Source organism: Klebsiella sp. GN_Kp190 (genome assembly GCF_040061795.1).
In the GTDB taxonomy this organism is placed as follows: Bacteria; Pseudomonadota; Gammaproteobacteria; order Enterobacterales; family Enterobacteriaceae; genus Klebsiella; species Klebsiella michiganensis.
On the sequence record NZ_JBEAFN010000034.1, the window covers coordinates 1 to 12,567 of the forward strand.

The following is a 12,567-nucleotide window of genomic DNA, read 5'->3' on the forward strand; positions in this document are numbered from 1 at the left end:
CACGGCATATTCCCCGGGTTGCGGCGTAAACGCCTTACCCGGGCTACGGGTTACCGACAATCTGCGGTCCGGTAGCCCGGCTACGCGCAGCGCGAGCCGGGGGATTATCGGCTATTCTGCCGAAGCTCGCGCACCAGCGCCTCGGTCTGCTGCTGGTTGCGTAAACGAACAAAGCGAATGTGTTGATACTGCGGGTCCTGCATATCCGCCAGGTAACGCCGGCGATTGTTGCGCCAGGTTTTCAGCGTCCAGAGAATAATAGAGTCCCGGCTAAAGAAAGAGCGGCGGAAGGTTTCGCAATTGCCGGTGCCGGGCCACAGCTCCTGCCGTCGGCTTGCGCGTGAAGCCGCGCGACGGACCGCCTGGCGGATCGTGCGCCAGAAGCTGTAGTCCACCCATACCACCAGATCCACATCGCGCCATTTTACCGGGCGGCTGCGGTTATAGTTGCCGTCCAGCACCCAGCCGGGCGTGGCGAGCGCGGCGGTGAGTTTGGCGTAGAACTCATCGTCCGGCGTCCCTTGCCACTCGGGCAGCCAGTAGAGCACATCCATTTCAATATAAGGCAGTGACAGTTCCTGAGCCAGCCGACGCGCGAGGGTGGATTTGCCGACGCCGCTGGTCCCTACTACGTTGATTTTCATCGTGGTCTCTCGGGCAAAACGCGGGCGGAGAATAATAGCGCAATAACGTTAAAACGATGAGCAAAATTTCCCCATCATGCGCGAACGCCGAAAAGCTCCCGATCTCATTGATATTTAAGCAAGTGCTGTCCGCAAATCTTTTGCGTGCGTCCATTTTCCGATACGTGTAGGATTCTCCGCCATGCTCGCTTATCTCATTCCTCAGAATGATGAGAGAGCCAGCAGCACGAACCACTTCATGGACATTGACAGGAAAATAGCGACATCAATGAATACAAAACACTCTAGCGTGGCGGAGCAGCACGCTGCCAAACGCCACTGGCTGAACTCGCAGGAGTCGGGCTACCACAAGGCGATGGGCAACCGTCAGGTGCAGATGATTGCCATCGGCGGCGCGATTGGTACCGGCCTGTTCCTCGGCGCGGGCGCGCGCCTGCAGATGGCCGGACCGGCCCTGGCGCTGGTTTATCTGGTCTGCGGCCTCTTCTCGTTCTTTATCTTACGCGCGCTGGGCGAGCTGGTGCTTCATCGCCCCTCCAGCGGCAGCTTCGTCTCCTACGCCCGCGAGTTCCTCGGCGAAAAAGCGGCTTACGTTGCGGGCTGGATGTACTTTATCAACTGGGCGATGACCGGGATCGTCGATATCACCGCCGTCGCGCTGTATATGCACTACTGGGGCGCGTTTGGCGACGTTCCACAGTGGGTCTTCGCTCTCGGCGCGCTGGCGATTGTCGGCACCATGAACATGATCGGCGTGAAATGGTTCGCCGAGATGGAGTTCTGGTTCGCGCTGGTGAAAGTTCTGGCGATCGTCGCGTTTCTGGTGGTCGGGACTATTTTTCTTGGCAGCGGAAAGCCGCTGGATGGCAATGCCACCGGTTTCCACCTGATTACCGATAACGGCGGCCTGTTCCCGCACGGCCTGCTGCCGGCGCTGGTGCTGGTACAGGGGGTGGTGTTCGCCTTCGCCTCTATCGAACTGGTGGGTACCGCCGCTGGCGAGTGTAAAGATCCGCAGACCATGGTGCCGCGCGCCATTAACAGCGTTATCTGGCGTATTGGTCTGTTCTACGTTGGCTCCGTGCTGCTGCTGGTGCTGCTGCTGCCGTGGAATGCCTATCAGGCCGGGCAGAGCCCGTTCGTCACCTTCTTCTCGAAGCTGGGCGTGCCGTATATCGGCAGCGTGATGAATATCGTGGTGTTAACCGCCGCGCTCTCCAGCCTCAACTCCGGCCTCTACTGCACCGGGCGTATTCTGCGCTCCATGTCGATGGGCGGTTCGGCGCCGAAGTTTATGTCGAAAATGAGCCGCCACCACGTGCCCTACGCCGGGATTCTGGCGACGCTGGCGGTGTATGTCGTTGGGGTATTCCTCAACTACCTGGTGCCTTCGCAGGTATTTGAAATTGTCCTTAACGTCGCGTCGCTGGGGATTATCGCCTCGTGGGGCTTTATTGTGGTGTGCCAGATGCGCCTGCGTAAGGCGATCAAGGAAGGCAAAGCGGCGGACGTTAGCTTCAAGATGCCGGGGGCGCCTTTTACCTCCTGGCTGACCCTGCTGTTCCTGCTTAGCGTGCTGGTATTAATGGCTTTCGATTATCCGAATGGGACTTATACCATCGGTTCGCTTCCGCTGATTGCCGTTTTGCTGGTCGCCGGCTGGTTTGGCGTGCGCAAGCGCGTGCATGACATTCATAGCACCGCGCCGAATATTGAAAAACAGCAATAAATCACTTTGCGGTTTGCCTCACCGGGCAAACCGCAACCGCACAACTTAATTATCTTCCACCAGCTGGGCCACATCGCTGCTGTTAATCTGGCGCTTATTGCCCGACTCATCAGTATAGCTGGTCATTCCGGTATCTTTATCCAGCTTCGGCTTGCCCTGCGTTACGATAGTCTGCCCGCTTTTTGTCGTCATGACATAGTTTGAGCTACAGCCCGCCAGAAGAGCCAGCATCGCGCCGGCGCAAACAACCATTAATGATTTTTTCATCTTTTCTCCAGGATTAATGCCACCGTCCCGCTTGCGCAGGAAAGCCGTAAGTTTATAGCCATTACATTTATCAGGCTAATAAGTGTTTGTAACAGAGGGTGATATCTGGATGGGTGCGGTTTTCGGGCAGACAGAAAACAGTGCATTTTGTAGGCCGGGTGAGGCGTAAGCCGCCACCCGGCTGCAGTGCGAGCACACTGATGGCGGGAGAGGTTGCCCCCTCCCGTCAGGATCACAGCGCGATGCGGATAACGTCATCCGGCTGAGTCGCCTCTTTCTGACGCGTCGACTCCTGCTTCACGCTGACGTACAGCGTTTTACCATCGGCGGAGAGCGTCAGGCTGTTCGGATGAGTCGGCGTTTTGAAGGTCTTGACCACTTTGTAGGTCTTACCATCGATCACGCTCACTTCGCCGGCTTTACGGTGCGTCACGTAGGCTTCATTGCGCGTCGGGTTAAACAGCACGGCCAGGGACTCCGGCGCGGCGATCTTCTCCAGCACTTTGCCATCGCGAATATCGACCACCAGCACTTCCGGCTGTTTACCGTCGGTGATAAAGGCGCGATGTCCGGCGGTATCCAGGCTCAGGTTGAGATAGAAGTGCTCTTTGCCATCATCCTGCAGCTTTTTACGCGACAGGATTTTGTTGCTGGTGCTGTCGATAGTCACCAGTTCCCCATCGGCATTGGTGGTATAGATACGGTTCGCTTCCGCGTCCAGCGCCAGACCGGTCGCCATTGCGCCAGTATTGGCGATGGTGTCTTTCAGCGTTAGCTTGTCGCCATCCACCACCCAAATCACGCTCTCTTTACCCAGCCCGGTGATGTAGACGGTGTTGGTTTTCTCGTTGACCGCCAGCTCGCGCGGGGCCAGCGGACGTACGGTTTCGCTGCGCTGGCGGGCGTCAAGCACCAGACGCCCTTTCACTTTCCCGGTTTTAGCATCAATGGCGGTGACGGTGCTGTCGGTGGTGTTGCCAAACCACAGGGTCTGAGTGGCGTTATCGATCGTCGCGCCGAAGGGTTTCAGATCGTTATGAATAATCTGCGTGACTTCGAGAGTCGTCGGATCGAGACGGTAAACGATACCGCCTTTATCCAGCGAACGGCTTTGCGAGGTGGCCACCCACAGCGCATTCTCCTGCTGGCTATAGGCCATTTCGTATGCGCCCTTGCCGACGGCTTTGCGCAGCATTTCTTCCGCCGCGTGGGCGCTAAAGCTCCCCGCCAGCAGTAACGAAGTTAACAACAGTGAACGGCGCAGACGCGGCGCGGACAGATGACGTAATGACATGACGACTCCCTTTGATAAAACAAATATATGCCTGCTCGACAGTGCTTCCGGGGCGCAAAATCATCGCTTTGCGCTCTTCTTTGGAATGCGAATAGTAATCATTATTTATCGCAATGTGGAGCGTTAATTACCCGTAGCGCTCTCGGCATCACGCAATTCTTGCTATTTGTTAACTCAAATTCCGTTAAGTCTTTTCAAAAAATTTACAAAAGAGCTAACATATATACATATGTTCCGTTTGGTTCGTTTTGTGAGTAACTTTGATGAAAATCCTTTCCGTGCGCGCCGCCGCGCTCCCCGCTCTGCTTTTGCCGCTGGTATCCGCAGGGCCAACCGCTCTCGCCGCTGAACAGACCATGGTGGTTACCGCCGCGCCGTCGGCGGTTTCTGAACTCGATACCCCCGCCGCCGTTAGCGTGGTTAACGGCGATGAGATGCGCCAGGCCGCGCCGCGGGTAAACCTCTCCGAGTCGCTGGGCGCGGTACCGGGACTGCAGGTGCAAAACCGCCAGAACTACGCGCAGGATCTGCAGCTTTCGATTCGCGGCTTCGGGTCCCGCTCCACCTACGGCGTGCGCGGGCTGCGTATTTACGTCGACGGTATCCCGGCCACCATGCCCGATGGCCAGGGGCAAACCTCGAATATTGATATTGGCAGCCTCGATTCGCTCGAGGTGCTGCGCGGACCTTTTTCCGCCCTGTACGGTAACTCCTCCGGCGGGGTGATCAACGCCACCAGCCAGACCGGAAGCCAGCCGCCCACTATCGAAGCCAGCAGCTACTACGGCAGCTTTGGCACCTGGCATTACGGTATGAAAGCGACCGGCGCGGTGGGCGACGGCAGCCACGCGGGCGACGTCGACTACGTGGTTTCCACCAACCGCTTCACTACCCACGGCTCCCGCGACCATAGCGGCGCGCGTAAGAATCTCGCCAACGCGAAGCTCGGCGTGCGCATCAATGACGTCAGTAAGCTGACCCTGCTGTTTAACAGCGTGGATATTAAAGCTAATGACGCGGGCGGCCTGAGCTACGACGAATGGCAAAATAATCCGCGCCAGTCGCCAAGAGGCGATGAGTACAATACCCGCAAAACCATCAAACAGACCCAGGCCGGTTTACGCTACGAGCGACAGCTGAGCGAGCAGGACGATCTGAGCGTGATGATGTACGCCGGCGAACGTGAGACCACCCAGTATCAATCGATTCCTCGCGCGCCGCAGCTCAAACCCACCCATGCTGGCGGCGTTATCGACCTGACGCGTCACTACCAGGGGATTGATACCCGCTGGACCCACCGCGGCGAGCTGCTGGTGCCGGTCACCTTTACCACCGGTCTTGATTACGAAACCATGAGCGAGCGCCGCAAAGGTTACGAAAACTTTGTTATGAGCAACGGCGCGCCGCAGTACGGTGAAAAGGGAGACCTGCGCCGCAACGAGCGTAACCTGATGTGGAACGTCGATCCCTATCTGCAAACCCAGTGGCAGCTCACCGAGAAACTCTCTCTGGACGCGGGCGTGCGCTACAGCTCGGTTTGGTTCGATTCCAACGATTATTACATTACGCCGGGCAACGGCGATGACAGCGGCGAGGCCAGCTATCATAAATGGCTGCCGGCAGGATCGCTAAAATATGCGGTAACCGACGCGTGGAACGTCTACGTCTCCGCCGGCCGCGGTTTCGAAACGCCGACCATTAATGAGCTTTCCTATCGCTCCGGCGACCAGGGCGGGCTGAACTTTGGCCTGCAGCCGTCCGCCAACGAAACCGTTGAAATTGGCAGCAAGGCGCGTATCGGCAACGGCCTGTTGACCGCCGCGCTGTTCCAGACCGACACCGACAATGAGATTGTCGTCGACGCCAGCAGCGGCGGGCGTACCAGCTACAAAAACGCCGGGAAAACCCGTCGCCAGGGGATGGAGCTGGGGCTGGATCAGCAGTTCGGCGAGAGCTGGCGTTTAAAAGCGGCCTGGACCTGGCTGGATGCGACCTATCGTACCAACGTCTGTGATGATGCCAGCTGTAAAGGCAATCGCATTCCGGGGATCGCCCGCAACATGGGCTATGCCTCCTTTGGCTACCAGCCCGAAAAAGGCTGGTACGCGGGCAGCGATATTCGCTATATGAGCGATATTATGGCTAACGATGAGAATACCGCCAAAGCCCCATCCTGGACGGTGGTCGGCCTGACGACCGGCTATAAATGGAGCTACGGCAAAATGGATATGGATCTGTTTGGCCGCGTCGATAACCTGTTCGACCGCAGCTACGCGGGCTCGGTTATCGTTAACGAATCCAACGGCCGCTACTACGAACCGGCGCCGGGCCGTAATTACGGTATCGGTCTAAATCTGGCATGGCGGTTTGAGTAACGCTTAATTGCGGGACCTCAACGGGATCGCTCGCAGGATCCTGTTGAGGGTTAGCCGTGGATGCTCGATGGCGTTAAATCACGTTTCTTAACGACAATTCGAAAATGATCTTTTCCGCCTGGCAGGAGAAGGCAATCGAAGCCTCAAGCTTTGCCTCATCGCCGGCGGCCACGATGGTATAGTCGACCTGCGGCGGCTCGCTGGCGGGCGCGGCGGCCAGGGCACGTTCGCGGACGGCCGCGATGGTGGACTCGGCCTCTTCGCGGCTGGCGAAGCTTTTCTCTACCCGCCAGACGCAGTCCTCATTATCAATAATCGAGCCCACGTCAATGGCGCAGCCTTTGGTACTGCATTTATCTACAACATCTTTCATTGCGGTTACCTCTTGAAGTTTTCTTTAGAATAAGAATCCGTTGGCGGAAAGCAAACCATGAATATTTGTATGGTTGAGTCGTTTTATCATTATAGGCCTCCGCGAGAAGCGACTTTTTGCGCCACCGCATGGCTACCCCCTGATTGCGCAAGGATCAGGCAGATAGATTGGCAAGGCGTCGCGCGATATCGGCGCTCAATCGTGCACGTCATCACACTATCCTGCGCTAAGCCTCGTCTATACCGCTTTACGGCGTTACCCTTGTCACAAAATAACGCCAACAAGGAGCTGCTATGGCACTGCCAGTGATTATCGATTGCGATCCGGGTCATGATGACGCGATTGCCCTCGTTCTTGCCCTCGCCTCACCCGAACTCAATGTTAAAGCCGTCACCTCTTCCGCGGGAAATCAGACCCCGGACAAAACCCTGCGCAACGTCCTGCGGATGCTCACCCTGCTTAAGCGCCCGGATATTCCGGTAGCCGGCGGCGCGCTCAAGCCGTTGATGCGGGAGCTGATTATCGCCGATAACGTGCATGGCGAGAGCGGTCTTGACGGTCCGGCGCTGCCGGAACCGGGCTTTGCCGCCCAGACGTGCACCGCCGTCGAGCTGATGGCCAAAACCCTGCGCGACAGCGCCGAGCCGGTCACCATCGTCGCAACCGGCCCGCAAACCAACGTCGCCCTGCTGCTCAACAGCCACCCTGAACTGCATGCCAAAATTGCCCGCATCGTGATAATGGGCGGTGCGATGGTGCTGGGTAACTGGCAGCCGGCGGTCGAGTTTAATATCTACGTCGACCCGGAAGCGGCGGAGATCGTTTTCCAGTCCGGCATTCCGGTGGTGATGGCCGGGTTAGACGTCACCCATAAAGCGCAAATTCACGTTGAGGATATTGAGCGCTTCCGCCGCATTGGCAACCCGATATCCACCATCGTCGCCGAACTGCTCGACTTCTTCCTTGAGTACCATAAGGATGAGAAATGGGGCTTTGTCGGCGCGCCGCTGCACGACCCGTGCACCATTGCCTGGCTGCTGAAGCCGGAGATGTTTACCACCGTTGAACGCTGGGTCGGCGTGGAAACGCAGGGGAAATATACCCAGGGAATGACCGTGGTCGATTTCTACAATCTGACCGGCAGGAAGCCGAACGCAACGGTGATGCTCGATGTCGATCGCCAGGCGTTTGTTGACCTGCTGGCGGAGCGGCTGGCGTTTTACGCGTAAATCATCATAAAAACGGCAGGCGCGATGCCTGCCGGGAAAAAGCTACTCGTCAGGAGAGACGCGAACCACCACTTTACCGAAGTTCTCGCCCTTCAGCAGACCGATGAGCGCCTGCGGCGCGTTCTCCAGGCCGTCAACCACCTGCTCGCGGTATTTGATTTTCCCTGCCTGCACCCAGCGCCCCATCTCCTGCTGGAACTCGGCAATCCGGTGCCCGTAATCCTGGCCGATAATAAAGCCCTGCATACGGATGCGTTTTTTGAGGATTGTCGCCATCAGCAGCGGTAAACGATCCGGGCCGTCGGGCAGCGCGGTGGCATTGTAGCCGCTGACCAGGCCGCAAACCGGCACGCGGGCCGAGGTGTTCAGCAGCGGCAGTACTTCATCAAACACTTTCCCACCGACGTTCTCATAGTAGATATCGATCCCCTGCGGGCAGGCTTCAAGCAGTTTGACGGCGAAATCGGGCGCGCGGTGATCGATGCAGGCGTCGAAGCCGAGGGTTTCTACCGCATAGCGGCACTTCTCGCTGCCGCCCGCGATGCCCACCGTACGGCAGCCTTTCAGCTTCGCAATCTGTCCGACCGTTGCGCCAACCGGCCCGGTGGCGGCGGCGACCACCAGCGTTTCGCCCGCTTTCGGCTGACCAATATCCAGCAGCCCCATATAGGCCGTAAAGCCCGGCATGCCGAGGATCCCCAACGCCCAGGAAGGGTGTTCCGGGCTCTCGCCTAACTTCACCAGCCCGCTGCCGTCGGAGAGTTCATAATCCTGCCAGCCGCCGTAGCCCAGCACCCAGTCGCCGGGCTGATAATCATCATGGTTCGATGTCACGACGCGGCTCACGGTGCCGCCCACCATCACCGCGCCAACGGCGACCGGCGGCGAATAGGAAGGCGCGTCGCTCATCCGCCCGCGCATATAGGGATCTAAAGACAGAAAGACGGTGCGCAGCAGTAGCTGTCCCGGCCCGGGAGAAGCGACCTCACCCTCTTCCAGGCGGAAGTTTTCCCCGGTCGGCTCGCCGTGCGGACGGGATGCCAGCAGCCAGCGGCGGTGGCGTTGCGGATTGAAAGCCATAACAAACTCCTCTTTTGACAAGTCTGTATTGAGGCTAGCTGCTTTCCCGGCAACGCGCATTGACATTATGAGGCAGATTGATTGAGCCGGACCACCAGATAGATGCAGGGCTGCGTGGTTTCATTAATAAAGCGGCAGTCGTTCGGCGGCCCGAGCTCCAGGCAATCCCCCGCCTGCATTTCGTGGCGCGCGTTGCCTTCGAGAAAGACCAGTTCGCCCTGCTGTAGCCAGATGAGCTGCCGGGCCAGCGCATAGGATGACGCGGGCATAGGAACGTCGCTGCCAGCCGGAAGTTCCACCTGCACCAGATCGATAGGCAGGTCGCTACGCGGGGAAACGTGACGCCGAAGATAGTGGCTCTGCGGATCGTGCCACACCGGCTGATGAGCAAAACGCAGCAGCTTGCCTTCCTGCATCTCCGCCCTGGCGATCAGCGTCGACATGCTAATGCCGAAGGCGCCGGAAAGTCGTCCAAGCATCGACGCCGTCGGGCTGCTTTCGCCGCGCTCGATCTTGTGGATCATCGCCCGCGACGCCCCAGCCCGCTCGGCGAGTTCGCTGAGCGACCAGCCGCGGGATTCCCGCTCGATTCGGATGCGTGCGCTGATGCGCTGGTTGAGGTTGTCTTCTATAGTATTCATAACGTGACACTATAGTGTAGCCCTACTGTTTCTACAACCAGACGCCGATAGCGGCGATTATCGTGAAAAGGCCCGGCGTAATACACCGCCGGGCAAGGCAGAAAAGGATGCAATCCGTAAACTAAAGCACCCTCAAGACCATAAATGAAAAGAAAATGCCCGTCAGATAAAGACGCGCAGCCCCACTGCGCCGAGATTGTCGTCAATATTCCACGCTTCATTATCGTTGCCCCAGGCTTTTTCGTAGCCGTATTCAAGATAAGTCACCGCGTTTTTCCCCAGCCAGTAATCGGTACCCAATACCGTCGACTGGAAGTGCTGTCCCTCCATCGCATCGCCGCCCTGCGACCAGTTAAAATCAACGTAGACGCTCCAGGCCGGGGTGATTTTAAATTGCGAGTCATATTCCAGACCGAGAACCGTTTCCTGGTCATCCCCCTGCTGGTTATTATGTTCGTAATGGCCGCTGGTCGCCGCTGTAACATCATTCACTTTATTGAGGTAATAAGTCACTTCCGCGCCGTTATACCAGGCATGATCGCCAACGCTTGTCGTATATTTCGCGTTCATGCCCATGCTATAAGTATTGCCGTCATAGGCATCGCCGTTATTATCGGTGTAATTAAAACAGTGGCCATTCGGGCCAAAATTCTGGCAGCCGCTGACTGACCCGCTATTTACCGTGTAATTGTTATACGCCACCGCGCTGGAGACGGAGAAGCCGTTATCCCAACGGTACTGCGCGGCAACCGCGGCGCCGCCGTGAACGGTGGCTGAACCATCGCGGTAAGCATCATGCAGGTTCGGCCCATCGCCGTAGGCCGCAAAGCCGATGCTGTCGACGTTGTCATTGCCTTGCCCCATGACGCCAATCGTCATATTTTTATCATTGTAATAATAGATTGCCGCGGAATTAATAATATCCGTCGACATTCCGGCGGTATCATGTTTCGCTTTACCGCCCCAGGCATAAGTCGTATCAATACCCAGCCCCCAGTCCGTGGGAGCATACTGTTTGCCGAAGGTCACCACGCCATAGCGGTCATTGCCAATACCGGCATAAGCCTGCCGGGTATAAACATCATTGCCCTGGTCATCGGTGGCGGAATCTAAACCATGAACGCCGGTCTCATAATAACCGACGGCATAATTACTCAGGCCGTTCAGGTCAAAATTATGCCGCACGGCAACCCCCAGCCGCGAGTCATTATTCTGTATATTATGTTCCTGAGTATGATTAGAGTCCGTTTTGGCCATTAAACGTACGGATCCTAAAATACCAATTGCCGTATCGTCATTGCTCCACAGCGTCTCCCCTTTAGTCTGCGTCGCGGTATAAGCCGGTGCTGCCTGTAGCGCGGTGGTTTCAGCCGCCATAGCGGAATTGCCCAATATAGCCCCCATGGCCATTGCCAATATTGACGGCATTAATTTCTTCATATTTTGTGTACGCGCCATTGCTTCACCCTTGTTAGCAAAATCATTCCCTGCGTATAAATACGCATAATAGTGTAAACAGAATATCGTTATATAAAATCCAACAGAGCCACATTGAATAACTTCTCGACATGCACTCTGCTTAACCGAAATATATCTTCAGGGGTTAGACTAGTTCTATTGGGTGAAAATAAAAAGCGGACTGCCATCACAATGATTTACATCATCACCAATATAATCAAGGAGTTATGATAAAAGTAATTTCTTTTCTGCATGTCAGGAAAATCCAAATCCGGTAAATAAAAATGTAAAATATGACGGCAGATTAACAGTAATATATTTAATAAATCCTCCAATCATGAAATATAAATACGAATGATGTTTCTGCGAAGGCAAGCCAGGGTCGCGCAGTCATCGCACACAACGGACCCGGCCGGCCAGAGGAAAAATTTATGGCTAAAACAGATGACAGCCTTGCGTACATTATTGTAATAATATCGTACTACTATAGTGTACAAGCCTGAGGGTTACCATGAGCATCCGCCATGCCAGCAAAGACGATTGCGCGGCAATCGCTGAAATCTACAACCATGCGGTCGTCCATACTGCCGCCATCTGGAACGACAAAACCGTCGATACCGACAACCGTATTGCCTGGTTCGAAGCCCGGCAGATAGCCGGTTATCCCGTGCTGGTGAGCGAAGAAAACGGGGTGATTACCGGTTACTCCTCCTTCGGCGACTGGCGCGCCTTTGACGGCTTTCGCCACACCGTCGAACATTCCGTCTATGTCCACCCCGATCATCAGGGGAAAGGGCTGGGCCGCAGCCTGCTCGTCGCCCTTATCGCCGAGGCGAAACGGCTGAATAAACACGTCATGGTCGCCGGCATTGAAGCGCAAAACGAGGCTTCATTGCATCTGCATGAAACGCTGGGCTTTATCACCACCGGGCAGATGCCGCAGGTCGGCACGAAATTTGGCCGCTGGCTGGATCTGACCTTTATGCAGCTGCAGCTTGACGATCGCCGCGATCCGGACGGCAGCGCATGAATCAAACGCTGACCCTGGCCTGTTTAATCGCCGCTGGCGTCGGGCTGGTGCTGCAAAACACGCTGATGGTGCGCATTACCCAGTCCGCATCGACCATCCTGATCGCCATGCTGCTTAACTCGCTGGTCGGCATCGTGATTTTTGTGACAATACTGCTGCTTAAGCACGGCGCGGCGGGGTTTCAGGAGCTGGCGGTCAGCGTAAAGTGGTGGACGCTCATTCCCGGTCTGCTGGGCTCGTTCTTTGTCTTTGCCAGCATCAGCGGCTATCAGAACGTCGGGGCGGCAACCACGATTGCGGTATTGATTGCCAGCCAGCTGGTTGGGGGCTTAGTGATAGATCTGATTCGCGCGCACCACGTCCCGCTACGCGCGCTGGTTGGCCCGCTCTGCGGGGCGGTGATGCTGGTTATCGGCGCCTGGCTGGTGGCCAGGCGCCAGTTCTAGT

The 12,567-nt window shown here is 56.7% G+C and carries 12 protein-coding genes; 5 read left to right on the plus strand and 7 right to left on the minus strand.

Annotated features, from left to right (window positions below; translation table 11 throughout):
* Window positions 1-104: 104 nt before the first annotated feature.
* On the minus strand, window positions 105-644 hold the full coding sequence (locus ABLU67_RS20840; RefSeq protein ID WP_049104068.1) for an AAA family ATPase: 540 nt from the start codon (window positions 642-644) through the stop codon (window positions 105-107).
* A gap of 268 nt (window positions 645-912) precedes the next feature.
* On the opposite strand from ABLU67_RS20840, the gene ansP reads away from it, so the two are divergent.
* Window positions 913-2,373 (plus strand): L-asparagine permease, encoded by a 1,461-nt coding sequence (gene ansP / locus ABLU67_RS20845; RefSeq protein ID WP_025107878.1) that lies wholly within the window; start codon window positions 913-915, stop codon window positions 2,371-2,373.
* Between the two features lie 45 nt (window positions 2,374-2,418).
* Here ansP and ABLU67_RS20850 read toward each other — a convergent pair whose 3' ends face one another.
* Both ABLU67_RS20850 and ABLU67_RS20855 read right to left on the minus strand, forming a co-directional pair.
* Window positions 2,419-2,640 carry a YgdI/YgdR family lipoprotein gene (locus ABLU67_RS20850; protein ID WP_009652277.1) on the minus strand — a complete coding sequence of 74 codons (222 nt, stop codon included), beginning with the start codon at window positions 2,638-2,640 and terminating at the stop codon, window positions 2,419-2,421.
* Window positions 2,641-2,872: 232 nt separating this feature from the next.
* Window positions 2,873-3,934, minus strand: a complete 1,062-nt coding sequence (locus tag ABLU67_RS20855) for a YncE family protein (RefSeq protein ID WP_014229249.1) — start codon at window positions 3,932-3,934, stop codon at window positions 2,873-2,875.
* Window positions 3,935-4,197: 263 nt separating this feature from the next.
* Here ABLU67_RS20855 and pqqU point away from each other — a divergent pair, with 263 nt between their 5' ends.
* Window positions 4,198-6,309 (plus strand): TonB-dependent receptor PqqU, encoded by a 2,112-nt coding sequence (gene pqqU / locus ABLU67_RS20860; protein WP_348852519.1) that lies wholly within the window; start codon window positions 4,198-4,200, stop codon window positions 6,307-6,309.
* A gap of 73 nt (window positions 6,310-6,382) precedes the next feature.
* Here the strand turns inward: pqqU and ABLU67_RS20865 are convergent, their stop codons facing one another.
* Window positions 6,383-6,682 carry a DUF406 domain-containing protein gene (locus tag ABLU67_RS20865; protein WP_348852520.1) on the minus strand — a complete coding sequence of 100 codons (300 nt, stop codon included), beginning with the start codon at window positions 6,680-6,682 and terminating at the stop codon, window positions 6,383-6,385.
* 293 nt (window positions 6,683-6,975) lie between these two features.
* Here ABLU67_RS20865 and rihA point away from each other — a divergent pair, with 293 nt between their 5' ends.
* Complete coding sequence (gene rihA / locus ABLU67_RS20870; RefSeq protein WP_025107881.1) at window positions 6,976-7,911, plus strand: pyrimidine-specific ribonucleoside hydrolase RihA; 936 nt, start codon at window positions 6,976-6,978, stop codon at window positions 7,909-7,911.
* A 42-nt stretch (window positions 7,912-7,953) separates the two neighbouring features.
* On the opposite strand, the gene ABLU67_RS20875 is transcribed toward rihA, so the two are convergent.
* From ABLU67_RS20875 to ABLU67_RS20885, 3 genes are all read right to left on the minus strand, one after another.
* Window positions 7,954-8,991: an NADP-dependent oxidoreductase gene (locus ABLU67_RS20875; protein WP_025107882.1), complete on the minus strand. Its 1,038-nt coding sequence runs from the start codon at window positions 8,989-8,991 to the stop codon at window positions 7,954-7,956.
* Between the two features lie 65 nt (window positions 8,992-9,056).
* Window positions 9,057-9,632, minus strand: a complete 576-nt coding sequence (locus tag ABLU67_RS20880; RefSeq protein WP_025107883.1) for an XRE family transcriptional regulator — start codon at window positions 9,630-9,632, stop codon at window positions 9,057-9,059.
* A 162-nt stretch (window positions 9,633-9,794) separates the two neighbouring features.
* Complete coding sequence (locus tag ABLU67_RS20885) at window positions 9,795-11,090, minus strand: porin (protein WP_025107884.1); 1,296 nt, start codon at window positions 11,088-11,090, stop codon at window positions 9,795-9,797.
* A 511-nt stretch (window positions 11,091-11,601) separates the two neighbouring features.
* On the opposite strand from ABLU67_RS20885, the gene ABLU67_RS20890 reads away from it, so the two are divergent.
* Entirely contained in the window at window positions 11,602-12,120 is a 519-nt protein-coding gene (locus tag ABLU67_RS20890; protein ID WP_014838395.1) for a GNAT family N-acetyltransferase, read from the plus strand.
* Entirely contained in the window at window positions 12,117-12,566 is a 450-nt protein-coding gene (locus ABLU67_RS20895; protein ID WP_025107886.1) for a DMT family transporter, read from the plus strand. The genes ABLU67_RS20890 and ABLU67_RS20895 overlap by 4 nt, the downstream gene beginning before the upstream one ends.
* Window position 12,567 lies beyond the last annotated feature (1 nt).

What these genes read in the sequence shown, in the direction of transcription:
- ABLU67_RS20875 (WP_025107882.1), bottom strand. Translation starts at nt 8,991, where the DNA reads ATGGCTTTCAATCCGCAACGCCACCGCCGCTGGCTGCTGGCATCCCGT.
- ABLU67_RS20890 (WP_014838395.1), top strand. Translation starts at nt 11,602, where the DNA reads ATGAGCATCCGCCATGCCAGCAAAGACGATTGCGCGGCAATCGCTGAA.
- ABLU67_RS20850 (WP_009652277.1), bottom strand. Translation starts at nt 2,640, where the DNA reads ATGAAAAAATCATTAATGGTTGTTTGCGCCGGCGCGATGCTGGCTCTT.
- ABLU67_RS20895 (WP_025107886.1), top strand. Translation starts at nt 12,117, where the DNA reads ATGAATCAAACGCTGACCCTGGCCTGTTTAATCGCCGCTGGCGTCGGG.
- rihA (WP_025107881.1), top strand. Translation starts at nt 6,976, where the DNA reads ATGGCACTGCCAGTGATTATCGATTGCGATCCGGGTCATGATGACGCG.
- ABLU67_RS20885 (WP_025107884.1), bottom strand. Translation starts at nt 11,090, where the DNA reads ATGGCGCGTACACAAAATATGAAGAAATTAATGCCGTCAATATTGGCA.
- ABLU67_RS20840 (WP_049104068.1), bottom strand. Translation starts at nt 644, where the DNA reads ATGAAAATCAACGTAGTAGGGACCAGCGGCGTCGGCAAATCCACCCTC.
- pqqU (WP_348852519.1), top strand. Translation starts at nt 4,198, where the DNA reads ATGAAAATCCTTTCCGTGCGCGCCGCCGCGCTCCCCGCTCTGCTTTTG.
- ABLU67_RS20865 (WP_348852520.1), bottom strand. Translation starts at nt 6,682, where the DNA reads ATGAAAGATGTTGTAGATAAATGCAGTACCAAAGGCTGCGCCATTGAC.
- ABLU67_RS20880 (WP_025107883.1), bottom strand. Translation starts at nt 9,632, where the DNA reads ATGAATACTATAGAAGACAACCTCAACCAGCGCATCAGCGCACGCATC.
- ansP (WP_025107878.1), top strand. Translation starts at nt 913, where the DNA reads ATGAATACAAAACACTCTAGCGTGGCGGAGCAGCACGCTGCCAAACGC.
- ABLU67_RS20855 (WP_014229249.1), bottom strand. Translation starts at nt 3,934, where the DNA reads ATGTCATTACGTCATCTGTCCGCGCCGCGTCTGCGCCGTTCACTGTTG.